The organism is Paraburkholderia sp. BR10141, from assembly GCF_056155635.1.
This window is the reverse complement of the sequence record NZ_JBMIQH010000008.1, coordinates 255,982-271,469: the sequence shown is the minus strand read 5'-3', so window position 1 is coordinate 271,469 and position 15,488 is coordinate 255,982. Positions and strand designations below refer to the sequence as shown.

General features: G+C 65.1%; 15 protein-coding genes and 2 pseudogenes. 6 read left to right on the top strand and 11 right to left on the bottom strand.

What is annotated here, in order from left to right; translation table 11 throughout:
- Positions 1-16: 16 nt before the first annotated feature.
- The 4 genes from ACOJB8_RS14470 to ACOJB8_RS14455 form a co-directional block, all read right to left on the bottom strand.
- A complete protein-coding gene (locus ACOJB8_RS14470; RefSeq protein WP_069266029.1) occupies positions 17-442 on the bottom strand; it encodes an organic hydroperoxide resistance protein in 426 nt (141 codons plus the stop codon).
- A 279-nt stretch (positions 443-721) separates the two neighbouring features.
- The gene (locus ACOJB8_RS14465; RefSeq protein ID WP_069266028.1) at positions 722-1,288 is read right to left on the bottom strand and encodes a TetR/AcrR family transcriptional regulator; all 567 of its coding nucleotides are present in this window, start codon (positions 1,286-1,288) and stop codon (positions 722-724) included.
- 101 nt (positions 1,289-1,389) lie between these two features.
- The gene (locus ACOJB8_RS14460) at positions 1,390-2,025 is read right to left on the bottom strand and encodes a LysE family translocator (protein ID WP_069266027.1); all 636 of its coding nucleotides are present in this window, start codon (positions 2,023-2,025) and stop codon (positions 1,390-1,392) included.
- Between the two features lie 112 nt (positions 2,026-2,137).
- Complete coding sequence (locus tag ACOJB8_RS14455; RefSeq protein WP_406953037.1) at positions 2,138-2,860, bottom strand: CerR family C-terminal domain-containing protein; 723 nt, start codon at positions 2,858-2,860, stop codon at positions 2,138-2,140.
- A 95-nt stretch (positions 2,861-2,955) separates the two neighbouring features.
- On the opposite strand from ACOJB8_RS14455, the gene ACOJB8_RS14450 reads away from it, so the two are divergent.
- The 3 genes from ACOJB8_RS14450 to ACOJB8_RS14440 are packed head-to-tail and all read left to right on the top strand — an operon-like array spanning position 2,956 to position 7,199.
- The gene (locus tag ACOJB8_RS14450) at positions 2,956-4,092 is read left to right on the top strand and encodes an HlyD family secretion protein (RefSeq protein WP_368685129.1); all 1,137 of its coding nucleotides are present in this window, start codon (positions 2,956-2,958) and stop codon (positions 4,090-4,092) included.
- The gene (locus ACOJB8_RS14445; RefSeq protein ID WP_475013038.1) at positions 4,028-5,674 is read left to right on the top strand and encodes an MDR family MFS transporter; all 1,647 of its coding nucleotides are present in this window, start codon (positions 4,028-4,030) and stop codon (positions 5,672-5,674) included. The genes ACOJB8_RS14450 and ACOJB8_RS14445 overlap by 65 nt, the downstream gene beginning before the upstream one ends.
- 16 nt (positions 5,675-5,690) lie before the next feature.
- On the top strand, positions 5,691-7,199 hold the full coding sequence (locus ACOJB8_RS14440; RefSeq protein ID WP_475013036.1) for an efflux transporter outer membrane subunit: 1,509 nt from the start codon (positions 5,691-5,693) through the stop codon (positions 7,197-7,199).
- Here the strand turns inward: ACOJB8_RS14440 and ACOJB8_RS14435 are convergent.
- Positions 7,196-7,351: pseudogene (locus tag ACOJB8_RS14435) on the bottom strand (DNA-binding transcriptional regulator KdgR); the annotation flags it as partial. The gene ACOJB8_RS14440 and the pseudogene ACOJB8_RS14435 overlap by 4 nt on opposite strands.
- Here ACOJB8_RS14435 and ACOJB8_RS14430 point away from each other — a divergent pair.
- A pseudogene (locus tag ACOJB8_RS14430) lies at positions 7,352-7,531 on the top strand (2-keto-3-deoxygluconate permease); the annotation flags it as partial.
- Here the strand turns inward: ACOJB8_RS14430 and ACOJB8_RS14425 are convergent.
- Positions 7,529-8,074, bottom strand: a complete 546-nt coding sequence (locus ACOJB8_RS14425) for a cytochrome b (protein ID WP_475013034.1) — start codon at positions 8,072-8,074, stop codon at positions 7,529-7,531. The pseudogene ACOJB8_RS14430 and the gene ACOJB8_RS14425 overlap by 3 nt on opposite strands.
- Positions 8,071-9,129 (bottom strand): catalase family peroxidase, encoded by a 1,059-nt coding sequence (locus tag ACOJB8_RS14420; RefSeq protein WP_475013032.1) that lies wholly within the window; start codon positions 9,127-9,129, stop codon positions 8,071-8,073. The genes ACOJB8_RS14425 and ACOJB8_RS14420 overlap by 4 nt, the downstream gene beginning before the upstream one ends.
- Positions 9,130-9,352: 223 nt before the next feature.
- Between ACOJB8_RS14420 and ACOJB8_RS14415 the strand changes: the two genes are divergently transcribed.
- Positions 9,353-9,751 (top strand): GFA family protein, encoded by a 399-nt coding sequence (locus ACOJB8_RS14415; protein ID WP_475013030.1) that lies wholly within the window; start codon positions 9,353-9,355, stop codon positions 9,749-9,751.
- 35 nt (positions 9,752-9,786) lie between these two features.
- Here ACOJB8_RS14415 and ACOJB8_RS14410 read toward each other — a convergent pair whose 3' ends face one another.
- The 4 genes from ACOJB8_RS14410 to ACOJB8_RS14395 all read right to left on the bottom strand — a co-directional run bounded on the left by ACOJB8_RS14410 (position 9,787) and on the right by ACOJB8_RS14395 (position 14,674).
- Positions 9,787-11,229 (bottom strand): NAD-dependent succinate-semialdehyde dehydrogenase, encoded by a 1,443-nt coding sequence (locus ACOJB8_RS14410; RefSeq protein ID WP_069266019.1) that lies wholly within the window; start codon positions 11,227-11,229, stop codon positions 9,787-9,789.
- Between the two features lie 273 nt (positions 11,230-11,502).
- A complete protein-coding gene (locus ACOJB8_RS14405; RefSeq protein ID WP_475013028.1) occupies positions 11,503-13,632 on the bottom strand; it encodes a phosphocholine-specific phospholipase C in 2,130 nt (709 codons plus the stop codon).
- A gap of 78 nt (positions 13,633-13,710) precedes the next feature.
- Complete coding sequence (locus ACOJB8_RS14400; protein ID WP_475013026.1) at positions 13,711-14,169, bottom strand: hypothetical protein; 459 nt, start codon at positions 14,167-14,169, stop codon at positions 13,711-13,713.
- A 157-nt stretch (positions 14,170-14,326) separates the two neighbouring features.
- On the bottom strand, positions 14,327-14,674 hold the full coding sequence (locus tag ACOJB8_RS14395) for a DUF1330 domain-containing protein (RefSeq protein ID WP_368604759.1): 348 nt from the start codon (positions 14,672-14,674) through the stop codon (positions 14,327-14,329).
- Positions 14,675-14,986: 312 nt separating this feature from the next.
- Here ACOJB8_RS14395 and ACOJB8_RS14390 point away from each other — a divergent pair, with 312 nt between their 5' ends.
- Positions 14,987-15,469, top strand: coding sequence for an Hcp family type VI secretion system effector (locus ACOJB8_RS14390; RefSeq protein WP_133180138.1), 483 nt, complete (start codon positions 14,987-14,989; stop codon positions 15,467-15,469).
- The last annotated feature ends 19 nt before the right edge of the window (positions 15,470-15,488 follow it).

Here is a 15,488-nt window from a genome sequence, read left to right as displayed (position 1 = left end):
GCATGCGGCTCGCGGCTTAGACGATCGTGAGCGTCACGTCGATGTTGCCGCGCGTGGCGTTCGAGTACGGGCACACGATATGGGCCTTGTCGACGAGCGCCTGGGCGGCCGCGCGATCCATGCCGGGCAGCGAAATCTTCAGTTCGACTTCGATGCCGAAGCCATTCGGAATCTGGCCGATGCCGACATTGCCGGTGATCGAGACATCGGCGGGCAGGGCAATCTTGTCGCGCGCCGAGACGAACTTCATTGCGCCGATGAAGCATGCGCTGTAGCCCGCGGCGAACAGCTGCTCGGGGTTCGTGCCGTCGCCGCCCGCGCCGCCGAGTTCGCGCGGCGTGGTGAGCTTGAGGTCCAGGTTGCTGGCGGGAATGACGGCACGGCCGTCGCGGCCGCCGGTGACGTTGGCTTCGGCGCGGTAGAGAACTTTTTCGATCGACATGACAGGCTCCTTTGAGCAAAGACGGTTCGTTGAAGGTACGGCGGAGTACGGCATTCAATTTACTGGTGCAAGGCGACAGCCATGTGCACCAGGGTCCAGCAGAAGAGCGGCGCTTGCGAATTTTCGGTCGTCAGTTTTTGTATTCTATCTATTGACAGATAGATTTCCGGCCGTCGAAACACGTTCATGATGCTCCTCTTTCGAGCTATCTATCAGAAGATAGAATTCGCGGCCCGATAAAAGGGCGCTGAGCCGCCCCGTGTTTCAGGCCAGAGTACGTTACTGAGCCACGCGCCACATGGCTTCGACATCTTCGAGGCGCGACTTCGTATGGAACAGCCGGCTCGCCAGGACGCTGCCCTGCAAGGCCGCGAACAACGTACGGGCCGAGCTTTCCGGCTTGCCCCGCACGACCAGCGTGCCTTCTTTCGCGCCTTGAGCCAGCACCTCGGCCAGCCAGCTTTCGTTGGCGCGGAAGAACGCCTGCACAGCGTGACGCACAGTTTCCGGCAGTGATTCGATGTCGGCGGCCAGCATGCCGCACAGACAGATCTGGTTGCCGTCGCCCAGCGTCTTGCCGAAGAGCCGCGTGTACGTAGCGAGCTTTTCGCGCGCCGGCAGCGCCGCGTCGATCGACTGCAATCCCGCCATGACTTCGCCGCTGTACTGGCTCACCGCTTCGAGCACCAGGTCGTCTTTCGACGGGAAGTAATAGTGGATGCTCGACGTTTTCACGCCCACCAGCTCTGACAGGTCGCGGTAGCTGAACCCGTTGTAGCCGCGCAGCATCATGAGGGTGATGGCGTGGTCGAGAACCTGCTCCCGCACTGTCAGCTTCGTGTTCATGGGCTCCAATTTATCTACTGGAAGATAGATTGTCAAGCGCCTCACGAAATAAATTCCAGTGCGCCGGGCGCGACCTTGTGGCCGCGTCCGGCGGGGCGGCGTCAGATCCCGCGATGCCCGGCGCTGAAAATGAGGCGCAGGCCCAAGGCCCCGATCGCGCCGGCCGCAACGCGGTCGATCCAGCTCTTGGCGCGCAGATAGAGATCGCGCGGACGCTGGCTCGAAAAGCACAGCGCGACGACCGTGTACCAGCCGGTTTCGATCGCGAAGACGAGCGGTGGCAACGCGAAGTAGCACCACAGCGGCGGGTTATGCGGCAGCAGCGCGACGAAGATGCCGCCGTAGGCAATGGCCGTTTTCGGGTTGCTGAGCTGGGTGGTGAGGCCGCTCCAGTACGACTTGCCGGGGCGCTCGCCGGGTGCGGCCGTCCTGCTCACCGTGACGGGCGAGCCCGCGCCGCGCCAGATGCGCGAAGCGATATAGAGCAGATAGGCGCCGCCTGCGATCTTGAGCGCGGCGTACAGCCAGGCCACGGTGGCAAGCAGGGTGTAGAGGCCGGCGAGTGCGATGCCCGCGAAGCAGATCGCACCCGTGCCCATGCCGAGCGCGGTGGCGACGCCGTCGCGGCGCGAGAGACCGATCGAGTTGCGCGCGACGAGCACGAAGCTCGGCCCGGGGCTCATGGCCCCGATCAGGACAGCGAGGAGAATGCTGGCAACGGCGGCGAGGGGAGACATGCTGGCGGCTCCATGCGGGTGGGAAATTCGAACGCTAACACGCGCGCAGATGCGCCGCGGGGATTCCTCACTGGCGCCGGGGGATCGTGCCGGCCGCCCGAATAGTGCTTAGTTATCTTGAGCGATTGGGCTTGTCGCGCTCGCGATTCCAGTGGCGCAGCAGCACGCGCGTTTGTTCCGCGATGCTGTCTTTCAGAAAATCGGCCTTCGCCCTGTCGATGTCGTCCCAGCCGAGCATCGAGAGCGTGGAGCGGCGGGCAATGAAGAAAAGCAGAAACTGCCCATACAGGCTGAACATGCGCACCACGGTGAGCGGATCGTGGGCCGGCATGCCGGTAATGCGTTCGAGCAGTTCCACGTTGATGGTGTTCAGCGGCGAGCGCACGCGCTCACGCAGGATTTCCGAGCCGATCTCCGGTTCGCCGCCGCCCTGTTCGCGCGCGAAGAAGAGACGCTGGTCCGGCCCGTGCTGCTTGACGAAGGAACGGTCGGCCACGGCCGACTGGATGTCGATGAAGGCGTCGATCAGCGCTTCGATGTCCGCGTTGTGCTCGAGCGCTTCGCGTGCACGCAGCACGGCCGGCGCGAACGATTGCCACGATTCGTCGGCGATCGACTCCGCGCAGGCGCGATAGAGGCCTTCCTTGTTCTCGAAGTAATACTGCAGCGCCGGCGCGTTCACGCCCGCGCGCGCGGCGATGTCGCGCGTGGAGGCGCCGTCGAAGCCGTGCTGCCCGAACAGGCTGATGGCCGCCTCGATGATCTTGCGACGTGTCTCGTCGCCACGCGCATAGCCTCCGTCGGGCGAGCGTCGCAGTTTCTTACCTTCGCTCATGCATTTCCTTTCGTATCCCTGCGAAATATAACACTTGACACAATTTTTCCAGGTGGAATAATTTTGCCGACTGGAATAAATTGAGAATCAACCACATGTCTACGACTGCAGGCGCGCCCGGACGCGACGCGCCGGACGCCGCCGCTGCACCTGCGCGCAGCGGCGCGAAACGAACCCTTCTGATCCTGTTGGGACTGGCAGCGCTCATCGCCGCTGCGGTGTGGCTGGGCCACTGGTGGGTCGTCGGGCGCTTCATCGAATCCACTGACGACGCCTATCTGCAGGCCGACAGCGTGACGATCGCCCCGAAGGTGAGCGGCTATGTGACGGACGTCTACGTGGCCGACAACCAGGCCGTGAAAATGGGCGACCCGCTCGTGAAGCTCGACGCGCGCCAGTATCAGGTGGCGCTCGACCAGGCGCAGGCCACCGTCGATGCGCGCACAGCGGACATCGAGCATGCGCAGGCGCAGATCGAGCAGCAGCGGGCGAACGTCGCTCAGGCACAGGCGCAGCAGGAAGTCGCCCAGGTGAGCCTGCGCCACGCGAACGACGAAGTGGCGCGCTACGCGCCGCTCGCGGCCACGGGGGCAGAAACGACCGAACGGCTTGCCGAACTGAAGAGCGAACGCGACAAGGCGCAGGCCACGCTCGCCGCCGACGCAGCCGCCGTCACGTCCGCACGCTCGCAGATCTCGGCGCTGAACGCGCAGCTCTCGCAGGCGCGCGCGCAGCTCGAGGCGGCGCGTGCGAACGCCGCGCAGTCGCAACTCGACCTCGACAATACCGTGGTGAAGAGCGCACTGGCGGGTCGCGTGGGCGACCGCACCGTCCGTGTGGGCCAGTACGTGCAGCCGGGCACGCGCATGCTGACCGTCGTGCCCGTGCAGCGCACCTACCTCACAGCGAACTTCAAGGAAACGCAGATCGGCCGCATGCGCGCGGGCCAGCCCGTGGAGCTGCACGTCGACGCGCTGCCTGGCCACACGCTGCACGGCGTGGTGGACAGCTTCTCGCCGGGCACCGGCGCGCAGTTCGCGCTCTTGCCGCCCGAGAACGCCACCGGCAACTTCACGAAGATCGTGCAGCGCGTGCCGGTGCGCATCCGCCTCGATACCGGGCCCGAAACGCGCAGCGTGCTGCTGCCGGGCATGTCGGTGACCGTCGATGTCGACACGCGCTCCGCGCGTGAGGACGACCGCCGTATCGACCAAGAGAACCACCGTGGCTAATACGGCTCGCGCAGCGGTGCCGCATTCGCACGGCGAGCGCGCGAGCGCGGCCGACTGGATCGCCGTCGCGGCGGGTGCGCTGGGCGCATTGATGGCCACGCTCGACATTTCCATCACGAACTCGGCGCTGCCGCAGATCCAGGGGCAGATTGGCGCGACCGGCACCGAGGGTACGTGGATCTCCACGGGCTATCTGATGTCCGAGATCGTGATGATTCCGCTCGCCGCGTGGCTCACGCGGGTGTTCGGACTGCGAAATTTCCTGCTCGCGAACTCGGCGCTCTTCATCGCCTTTTCGATGATGTGCGGCTGGTCGACTACGCTCGGCATGATGATCGCCGGGCGTATCGGCCAGGGCTTCACGGGCGGCGCGATGATTCCGACCGGGCAGACCATCATCCGCACGCGCCTGCCGCTTTCGCAACTGCCCGTGGGCATGACGGTGTTCGGCCTGATCGTGCTGCTCGGCCCGCTGCTCGGGCCCGTGGTGGGCGGCTGGCTGGCGGAGAACATCAGCTGGAGCTGGTGCTTCTTCATCAATTTGCCGGTGTGTCTCGCACTCATCACGCTGCTTATCGTCGGCCTCGAGCCCGACCGGCCGCACTGGGAAGCCTTTCTCAAGGCGGACTGGCTCGGCATTGCCGGACTGGCAGTGGGCCTGAGTTCGCTGACCGTCGTGCTCGAGGAAGGCCAGCGCGAACGCTGGTTCGAGTCGAGCTTCATCGTCACGCTCACGTGGGTCTCGCTCGCGGGCATGGTGCTCATCGCGCTTTCGCAGTTCACCGCGAAAAAGCCGATTCTGCGTCTGTCGCTCATGCGCAATCCGCGCTATGCGAGCGTCATCGTCATCGTGTTTGCAGTCGGCGCCGGGCTTTACGGTATTTCGTATCTGCTGCCGCAGTTTCTGAGCCTCGTCGCCGGCTACAACGCGCAGCAGTCCGGCGCGATCATGCTGCTTTCGGGGCTGCCCGCTTTCCTCGTGATGCCGATTCTGCCGCGCTTGCTAGCCAAGGTGGACTTTCGCATCCTGGTGGTGTCCGGGCTGCTGCTCTTCACGTTGAGTTGCATGCTCGACATTTCGCTCACGGCGCAGAGCGTCGGTCACGATTTCGTCTGGTCGCAGCTCGTACGCGGCGTCGCGCAAATGCTCGCGATGATGCCGCTGAACCAGGCGTCGATGGCGGCGGTGTCGCGCGAAGATTCCGGCGACGCGGCCGGCCTCTACAACATGGCGCGCAATCTGGGCGGCTCGGTGGGTCTTGCGATCATCGGCACGCTCATCGACCGGCGCGAGACGTTCCATACCGCCGTGCTGCGCGAAGCGCTCAGCGCCAATTCGGTCATCGGCCAGGAGCGCGTGGCCGGGAGCGCGGCCAACTGGTTCACGCAGACGGGCGACATGGCGCATTCGCAAATGCAGGCGCTCGGCCAGATCGCGGCGCAGATCACGCAGCAATCGATGGTCATCACGTACTCCGAAACATTCTGGGTGCTCGGCATCGCGCTGGCGGCGTGCGTGCCGCTCGCGCTCCTGCTCAAGAAGCCGCAGCCTGGCGCACAAACGCCGTCTGGCGGCCACTGAAGATTATCACTGACTCATGACGGCAACCCGTTACTCCCGAATCTCCTACGCCGCGCTGAGCGCGTTCGCGGCCGCCTGCTCGCTGGCCGCCTGCACCGTCGGCCCCGACTATCACGGCGCACCGGCCGTCGCGCCGGAAGCGGCGAACGCCGCTTCGTTCCTGCGCACGCCCGCGCGAGGCGTGACGCCCGCGCGTGCACCGAGCCAATGGTGGCTTGCGCTGAACGACCCGCAACTGAACACGCTGATCGAAGCGGCGCTTGCCCACAATCCCGATGTGCGCGCGGCGCAGGCGCGTCTGCGCGCCTCGCGCGCGCAACTGCAGCAGCAACGCGCCGCCGAATTGCCGAAGGTCGGCGCGAGCGCGGCGGCGATCCGCATGCGTGAGCCCAACCTGGGCGCCTTGACGTCGTCGAGCAGCAGCTCGGGTCAGGGCGGCTCTTCGGGCGGCGGCCCGATCACGTTCTACACGGCGGGCTTCGATGCCTCGTGGGAAATCGACCTGTTCGGCGGCACGCGCCGCGCCGTGGAAGCAGCGAGCGACGAGGCCGATGCCGTGGACGCCGATCTTGCGGATACCCAGGTATCGCTCGCGGCCGAAGTCGCGCAGGCCTATATCGACCTGCGCGACGAGCAGCAGCGCCTGACCATCGCGCAGCGCACGGCGCAACTGCAGCAGGAGATGCTCACGCTCACCGAGCAGCGCCGCGCGGGCGGTACGGCGGCCGAGGTGGACGTGGAGCGGCTCACCACCCAGGTGGAGAACACGCGCTCCACGATTACGCCGCTCGCGGCGCAAGTGGAAATATCGCTGGATCAACTGGCCGTGCTCACCGGCAAGGCGCCCGGCGCGCTGGATGCGGAACTGGCGACGGCGCAGCCGCTGCCCACGCTGCCCGCCAGCGTGCCCGTGAGCGATCCCACCACGATGCTCGCGCAGCGTCCCGATATTCGCGCGGCGGAGCGCCGCCTCGCCTCGAGCAACGCGCAGATCGGCGAGCACGTGGCGGATTTTCTGCCCAAGCTCACGCTGTTCGGCGACCTCGGCTTTACGGCTGCTGAGCCGGGGCACTTGTTCCGTAAAAGCAATTTCAGCTGGGTTGGGGCGCCGTATCTGCAGTGGAACGTGTTCGACTTCGGGCGCACGCTGGGCGCGGTGCACGGCGCGCAAGCTTCGCGCGACGAAGCCGAAGCGCATTACGAGAAGGCCGTGCTCGCGGCGTTGCAGGACGCCAACGCGTCGCTCTCGCGCTATGGCTATCAGCGCGAGCATCTGGTGACTTTGCAGAAGGTGCAGGTTTCTGCCGAGCGTTCCGCGACGCTCATGCGCCAGCGCTACCGCGCAGGGGCGTCGAGCCTCGTCGACCTGCTCGACACGCAGCGCACGGAATTCGCCGCGCAGCAGAACGTGGTGTCGGGCCAGGCCGATTTGCTCAAGGACTACGTGTCGCTGCAGAAGAGCCTCGGTCTCGGCTGGCAGACCACTGCGGCAGCCACGGTCGCGACAGCCGCCGCGCCGGGCTAACAGGGTTCGGCAGGCGCATGCTCGTGCGCGGCCGGCTTACGATAGCCGAGCCGCGCCGAGATCGCCGCGCTCGCGCGCTCGAGCAGGGCGAGGTCGTGCGCTTTCGTATCCGCGCCGCAGCGCATGGTCGGAAACGAGATCGAGAGGCCGGCGTTGCGCGCGGCAACGGTGCGGCGGGCCTCGCGGCATCGTCAACGGCGGGCGCGGCGGTGGCGAATCCGGCCATCATCGGCGAGATGATTCCGCGTTTCGAACCGCTCGTGCCGGCGGCGACGGCGATGGTCGCCACCGCCTGCCTCGTGACCGCGATCCTCGTGCCGATGCTCGCGTCAGCTGCGTGTCTCGCCGCGTGCCATGCTGGCGAGTACGCCGTCACGGCGAATGAGCGCGTGAAAAAGCGCGGCGCCCAGATGCAGCAGCACAGTCGCGTAGAGCGCCATCGCAAGCCACGTATGCGCGGCACGCAGCCATGCATAGAGCGTGACGTTATGCGGCACGATGGGCGGCAGGTGCACGCCGCCGAACATCACGATGGGATAGCCGCCCGCGGATAGCATCGACCAGCCGATCAGCGGCATGGCGATCATCAACGCATAGAGGACGAGATGCGAGGCGTGCGCGCCGAGGCGCTGCCAGACGGGCAGATCGGCCGGCAGGGGCGGTACGCCGCGCGTGAGCCGCACGGCCAGGCGCAGCAGCACGAGCGCGAGCAGCGCGATGCCCAGCGGCCGGTGGAGCGCGATCAAGGTGTCATGCAGCCTCGAGACGGTCGAGACCATCCCTACGCCGACGAACAGCATCGTAACGATCAGGACTGCCATCGACCAGTGAAGCAGGCGCTGGAGTGCGCTGAAGTGTTGGCCCGGTTGTTTCATGGCTGCGCGTCTCCATGCGTTTGCGTGAGGTTGGCCTCTTCACGCGTGCGTCGATTGAACGAAACGGCATACGCTGCCGAACGGGCGGCGAGCAAGGGGTCGTCCGAAGGCTTCAGGCCGTTGGGCAGGATGGTCGGATCGTAGTTCACGTCGCGGCACATGCCGTTGGCTTGCGGCTCGGCGCGCTGCAAGACCAGCGTGCCGGCGTCGATCTGCTGGCGGTCCGCTGGCCATGACTGCGTGGCGTCGTTCGTGGGGTCGCCCGGTGCGGCGACCGTGAGCACCAGATGCCAGCGTAGCGGTCCTCCGGCGAAACGCGTGGAGAAGTCGTCGGCGAGGAAGTTCGGATCGGCTTTTTCGGCCGCGGTTTGCGGTGCATAAGCCACTTCGGGCACGGTCTGCCAGCGCACGGCGTGCTGGTTGCCCGCGGCATCGGTCGCGATGAACGCGTTGACGCTGTAGAACGCCGTATTCGCGAAACTGGAGGAGGGCGGGTGCGCCTTGAGCCACTGGCGGAACGGCAGCGTTTCCGGGTTCGCCTGGAAGAAGGCGTCGAGCTTCGCGGGATCGGGCTTGCCCGTCGCCGGGTCCGGCTTCGAGGCGACTAGCTGGCTATAGAACTGCTTCGGGGTGCGAACGACGAAGATGGGCACGGAATTCATGCCGGTGCGCCACTGCTCGCCGTCCTGCAGCTGGAACAGTAACGCCATGCTGCGCACGGGCGTGCTCGCGTCCGGCGCGCCGGGGTTGCTGCCGGGAATGGCGAAGCGTCCGATCACGGGTGTGCGTCCTGGCGCGAACACCGCTGCTCGCGAGACCTGCGCGCCGTTGCCGTTGCTTTCGAACCAGCCTTCCACGCAAAGCCCCTTGGCGTGGTTGCGCCGATAGCCCGTGTGGATGCCGTAGTTCGACTCGAACGTATTGATGATATGTGGCGCGGTGATGCGCTTCGGCGTGAGCCAGCCGGCCGTCCATGCAAATGCCGCGCCAGCGCAACCCACCACCACCGCAATGGCCGCGAGCCGGCACGGCACGCAGATCGAGGCGCGGTTCACGGGCGGGCTCCGGTGCGCATGCGCCGCAACGCATGCGAAAGCGAAATGTGTGCGAGTGTATGCATGATGGATCCAGTCGATGGTCCGAGGGTCGTTACTGGCGTCAACAACACGTCGCCGCGTTTTATTCCATGCGCGAAGCGAAATCGTGCAACCATGCCCGGGCGGCCGTGGTTACCGTGCCGAAAGCGTTGAGCAGGCGTGGTGTGCGAAGGAGAGAGCGATGCTGACTGGCGGCTGTTTATGCGGCAAGGTCCGCTACCAGATTTCGGCTGCGCCGGTCGGCAGCACGGTATGCCATTGCGCGGATTGCCGGCGTGCAACAGGTGCGCCGTTCGTCGGCTGGCTCAGCGTGCCGTGGAGTGCGTTCCGGCTCGTTGCGGGCGCAACGAAAACGCATGCGTCGAGTCCGGGTGTCGAGCGCGCGTTCTGCGCCGATTGTGGCACGCCGCTCACGTACCGGCACGCGGCGTTCGTGGGCGAGATCGACATCGCGACCGGCACGCTCGATCGTCCCGACGACGCGCCGCCCGACAATCACAGCTGGACCTCGCAAAAGCTGGCCTGGGTGCAGCTCGCGGACGGCTTGCCGCAATATCCGCGTGCGCTTCCCGGGCCGTAAGCCGGAGAAGCGCGCGCGTTTTCAGCGCGAAGCAATCAACGATGCTCGGTCACGAACTTCGTGACGAGATAGGCTTCCATCGCTTCGCTGCCGCCTTCCGAGCCGTAACCCGAGTCCTTCACGCCGCCGAACGGCGTTTCCGGCAGGGCGAGGCCGTGGTGGTTGATCGACAGCATGCCGGTTTCCACGTCGTCGGAGAGAGCGGCCGAAGTCGCGCTCGAACGCGTGTAGGCATACGCGGCGAGACCGTACGGCAGACGGTTCGCTTCGACGATCGCGTCCTTGTAGCTCGAAAAACGCGAGATCGGCGCGATCGGGCCGAACGGCTCTTCGTTCATGATGCGCGCGGATAGCGGCACGTCGGTGAGCACGGTCGGTGCGAAGAAGTAGCCTTCGCGGCCCACGCGTTCGCCGCCCGTCAGCACCTTCGCGCCCTGTTCGCGCGCGTCGGCGACGAGGCGCTCCATGGCGGCGAGGCGGCGGTCGTTCGCGAGCGGGCCCATTTGCACGCCGTCTTCGAGACCGTTGCCCACCTTGATCGCGCGCGTCGTCGCGACGAAATGCTCGACGAACTCGTCGTACGCGGCGTCTTCCACCATGAAGCGCGTGGGCGAGATGCATACCTGGCCCGCGTTGCGGAACTTGGCGCTCGCGAGCAGCTTGGCGGCGCGCGGCACGTCCGCGTCGGCGAAGACGATGGCGGGGGCGTGGCCGCCCAGTTCCATCGTGGCGCGCTTCATGTGCTCGCCGGCCTTCGAGGCGAGCAGCTTGCCCACCGGCGTCGAGCCCGTGAACGAGATCTTGCGGATCGCCGGATGCGCGATCAGGTACGACGATACTTCCGCGGGCACGCCGAACACGAGGTTCAGCACGCCTGCGGGCAGGCCCGCGTCGGTGAACACCTTCACGAGTTCGGCGCAGCTGGCCGGCGTTTCTTCCGGTCCCTTAAGCACGACGGTACAGCCCGAGGCGAGCGCGGCCGACACCTTGCGCACGGCCTGATTGAGCGGAAAGTTCCAGGGCGTGAACGCGGCGACCGGACCCACCGGCTCGCGCGTGACGATCTGGCGAACGGCGTCAGTACGCGAGGGAATCACGCGGCCATAGGTGCGGCGGCCTTCTTCGGCGAACCAGTCGATCGTGTCGCCGCCCGCGAGCGTTTCGAGCTTCGCTTCGCCAAACGGCTTGCCCTGCTCGCGCGTCATGATCGCGGCGATGTCGTCTGCGCGATCGCGCAGCAATTGCGCGGCGCGGCGCATGAGCTTGCTGCGCTCGAGCGGCGAGACCTTGCGCCATTCGCGGAAGGCGCGCTCGGCCGCGCTGGCCGCATCCGAAAGGTCCTGTTCGCTTGCGAGGCTCAGGCGGCCGATTTCCGCTTCGGTCGCGGGGTCGATCACGGCAATCGTCTTCGCGCCGGCGCGCCATGCGCCGTCGATGTAGATCTGGGTGTCGGGATAGGGCTTCACGCTGGAACTCATGATGGGACGATCCTTGTCAACGGTTCAACGACAGGCGCCCGCCTGCGCGCACGGCATTGCGCGCGGCGGGCGCCGGAAAATGCGGAGCGCCCATTGTGCCACTGCTTCGCCGAGGCTGCAGGGCGTGCCATTGCGAAGGGTGCGTTGGCCCCTTTTACCCACACTTTGAGACGCAGTGCATCCGCTGCGCGAGGGCAAAAAAAACGGCGCCTGAAGGCGCCGCAACCAGAGAAACAGAAAAGCAATCGTCAGACCTTCGTTCTGTGCTGGGCTTCAGCTCAGCTTCGTGACCGGCGCAACGGCCGCCGGATCGCTGATGCTCGGCCGGCCGTTCTCGATGTGTCCGGCGAAGCGCCAGGCAAACGTCGCGTCGTCGCGGCTCGTGACCGTGAGGTCGTACCAGTGATGGCTCGACGCAAGAACCCAGACTTCGTCGATTTGCGCGCCGGCCGGCACGACGACGTTGCGCTCGTGCGCGCCATAGGCGTTGTCGGTCACGTTCAGGTGCGCGACGCTGCTGCCCGCGTTCGAGAACCTGAGGAAGAGGTTGCCGTTGGCCACGTCGTAATGCGCCGTCACGGCAGGCGCCGGTGCGCGGCCCGACTTGCCCGGACCCGATTGCGCGGCCGCACCCGCAAAGCGGCGCAAGAAGCCGTTCGGGCCATGCACCTCGAACGCATAGACGCCGTTCGTCACGGTGAGGTCCCACGTGTCGTCGAGCGACTTGCCCGCTTCGACCGTATAGCGCCACGGGCCGTCACTGCGGTTCGTGCCGTACACGTAGAAGTGCGCGCCCTGGCGGCCCTTGTTCGCGAACGTGATCGACAGCGTGTTGTTACGCGCTTCGGCCTTCCCGTTCACATGAAGCTCGTAGGGCAGCGCACGCGCGTAGCGCACGCCGGGCTCCTGCGCGTCGATCGGCAGCGGCGTGGCCGGCACCGTGGGCGCCGAGTTGGCCGAGCACTGCTTGTCGGCGAGCGCCATGTAGTTGCTCGTGTCGGGCAGCGCGGGCATCGTGGCGTCGGGCGTGCGGAAGTCGAAGCACGTGGTGAGGTCGCCGCACACCGCGCGGCGCCACGCCGTGATGTTGGGCTCCTGCACACCGAAACGCGCCTCGATGAAGCGGATCACCGACGTGTGGTCGAACACCTGCGAGCAGACGAAGCCGCCCTTGGTCCACGGCGAGACGACCGTCATCGGCACGCGCGGTCCGAGACCATAGGGCAGACCGTCGGCAGTGTACTTGCCGCCGCGCAGCGGGTTGACCACGTTGTGGATCTCGCCGTCCACGCTCACCGTCGACTTGCCCTGCGCGGACGTCGTGGGCGGCTGCGGCGGCACGATGTGGTCGAAGAAGCCGTCGTTCTCGTCATACATGATGAAGAGCACGGTCTTGCTCCACACATCGGGATTCGAAGTCAGCGCTTCGATGATCTGCGAAGTGTATTCGGCGCCATAGGCCGGGGTGTACTTCGGATGCTCCGAAAAGGCCGCGGGGGGCAGCAGCCATGAGACTTGCGGCAAATTGTTCTGGAGTACGTCGTTTTTCAGGTCGGCGATGGTGCGCACCGTTTGCGCGCGCTGGTAAAGCGCCGAGCCGGGTTGCGCGTTGATGAAGTTCGCGAAGTTCTGCAGGATGTTCGTGCCGTAGTTGCCGTTCAGCGGGTCGCTGCCGTTCGTGCCCTGCTGGTAGATCTGCCAGGAGATGCCGGCGGCCTGCAGGCGCTCGGGGTAGGTCGTCCACGAAAGCAATTGGTACGTGGGCGGCACGTCGCCGTCCACGAAGTCGTTGTTGTCGAGTAGCGGGCCGCCCATCGTGCCGGTCGGATCGACCATGCCGGTCATGAGATACGAGCGGCTCGGGTGCGTTGGGCCAGGCAGCGAGCAGAAGTAGTTGTCGCACACCGTGAAGGCGTCGGCCAGCGCGTAGTGGAACGGAATGTCCGCGCGAAGGTAATAACCCATCGTCATGTCGGTCTTGTACTGCGGCCACTGGTTGTACAGACCGTTATTGATTGCGTACTGCGTCGGGTACCACGAGTGGTCGAGGTCGCCCACGCATTGCGCGCTCGTCTTGAACGTGTCGAGGTGGAACGGCAGCACGGGCTTCGTGGCGTCTTCTTTCGACGGCTGGTACCACACCGGCAGGCCGCCCGGCAGCGCAATGGGCAGGCGGTCGTTATAGCCGCGTACGCCGCGCATATGGCCGAAGTAGTGGTCGAACGAACGGTTCTCCTGCATGAACACGACGATGTGCTCGACATCGCGGATCGTGCCCGTGCGCGAATTGGCCGGAATGGCCAGCGCATTGCGGATCGATTCGGGAAGAACGGTCATCGCTGCGGCGGCGGCGCCCGATTGCGCGACGGTCTGCAGGAAACGGCGACGGCTGTTTGACGTCATTGTTGCTCACCTATCTGCTTGGGGTTGGAGTGTCGTGCCCGACGGCGTACTCGCACAAGGGCACGCAGGTGCAATGCTTCAATGGCTGGATGTTGCGGGACTGCCGGAATCGTTGCCGTTGCTGGCCTGGGTCTGCGCGCTGTCTCCCGGCGCGTAGCTCAAGACCGGCGTGACCTGGTCGCTGTCGGCGGCGAGGCTGGCCTGTGCGCCTTGCACGGGGTCGCTCGCGTTGTTCGTGGCGGTGGCCGCGTTCGCGCCGTAAGCGGGTATGGCGCTCGGGTTCGCCGAAGTGTCGGTCGAGGCGTTCGCCGACGCATTCGCCGCCGTGTTCGTGTCGGTCGGCAGCGGCGATATGCGCGCACTATTCGCCAATGGCGATTGCGTTGCGGCGCTCTGACTTTCCGATGGATCAGCCGTCGACGAAGCTGCCGACGAGCCGTCGCCCGGGCCGCATGCATCGAGCATGATGGTTGCGAGTACAACGATCGCCGCGGTCGACAGGGTCGTCGACACGCGGTTGGGAAGGCGTATTCTCATGTGCGCATCCGTTCTGTGGGGATGGGTCGCGCACAGTTTCGCCGTCGATGAAGAAAGAATTGTGAAATGCACGAAAACGTTTGCACACGATGAATTTTCTTTGCAAACGTGCCGTGCGATAACCAATCGCTGCCGATCGCCAGTTAACGAAATCCTTTCACTTTGCAGAGCCGGTTTCGTGAGCGGGACGCAGCACGTCGGTCGCGCGATGCGGCATCTCGACTTGATCGATCAGGAACACTTCGCCGCGCGAGTGCTCCGCGCGCAGCGGCAGGATCGCCTGATAGGCGCTCGAGCGATACCACGCGCGCGCGATCTCGCGGTTCGCGAATTCGATCATGATGAGGTCGCCGGAAAACTTGCCCTCGAGCCGCTCCACGCGTCCTCCGTGAATGATGAAGCGGCCGCCGAAAGGGGCGAGCGTGGCGTCGATCTTCTCCAGATATTCGACGATGGCGGGGCAAGGTTCGACGTCGCGCAGATGGGCAATGGCGTAGGCGGTCATGGCAGGTCTCGTGAGCGTGAAAGGGTGGGGCCACGCTTGCGAGAATAGGGCGCGCCGGGCAGGGAATCGATTACCTGGGAGGTAAAGACCGCGGGAGCGGCGGCCCTTCCTCTCGATTAAGCCTCTCTCGAAAGGCTTTTTCTTGACCTGTATCGGGCTAAGGCACTATTTACCCAATTCCCATTGCACCTTCATTGCGCAGGAGAGATCCCTCGGGTAGAAGTGTGGGTTCACCGTTCTAATCGCGCATGGCTGTTCAAATGGCCCCGTTGTGGCGCGAGGCTCATTCGCTTTTCGAGGGAGTATTTCGATATGCCAATTCCTGCTCATTTATGGCTTAAAGATGATGGTGGCGCCGATATCAGGGGCTCGTCGACGGTCGAAAGTCGTGAAGGGAGTATCGAAATCATCAGCTTCAGTCACGGAGTCAACCTTCCCGTGGACAGCATCGCCGGAAAAGTTACCGGTGCGCGCACGCATGCGCCGATGGTGATAGAGAAGGAATTTGATGCCTCCAGCCCTTATCTTTATAAAGCAGTATCAAGAGGGCAAACGCTGAAATCAGCGGAAATAAAGTGGTATCGCATCAATGACGCCGGAAAGGAAGAGGTGTATTTCATCATGCTCCTGGAGGGTGTGAAAATCACTGGTGTCAATCCCGGTATGGTTAATATCAAGCTGGCACAAGCATCGGCGCTGAATCACGTTGAATGTGTTTCCATGATGTACGATCGCATCACGTGGCACTACACGGATGGAAACATAAAACACACCGACGCATGGACTGAGCGCTGATTATTGGGAGAAGCGTCAA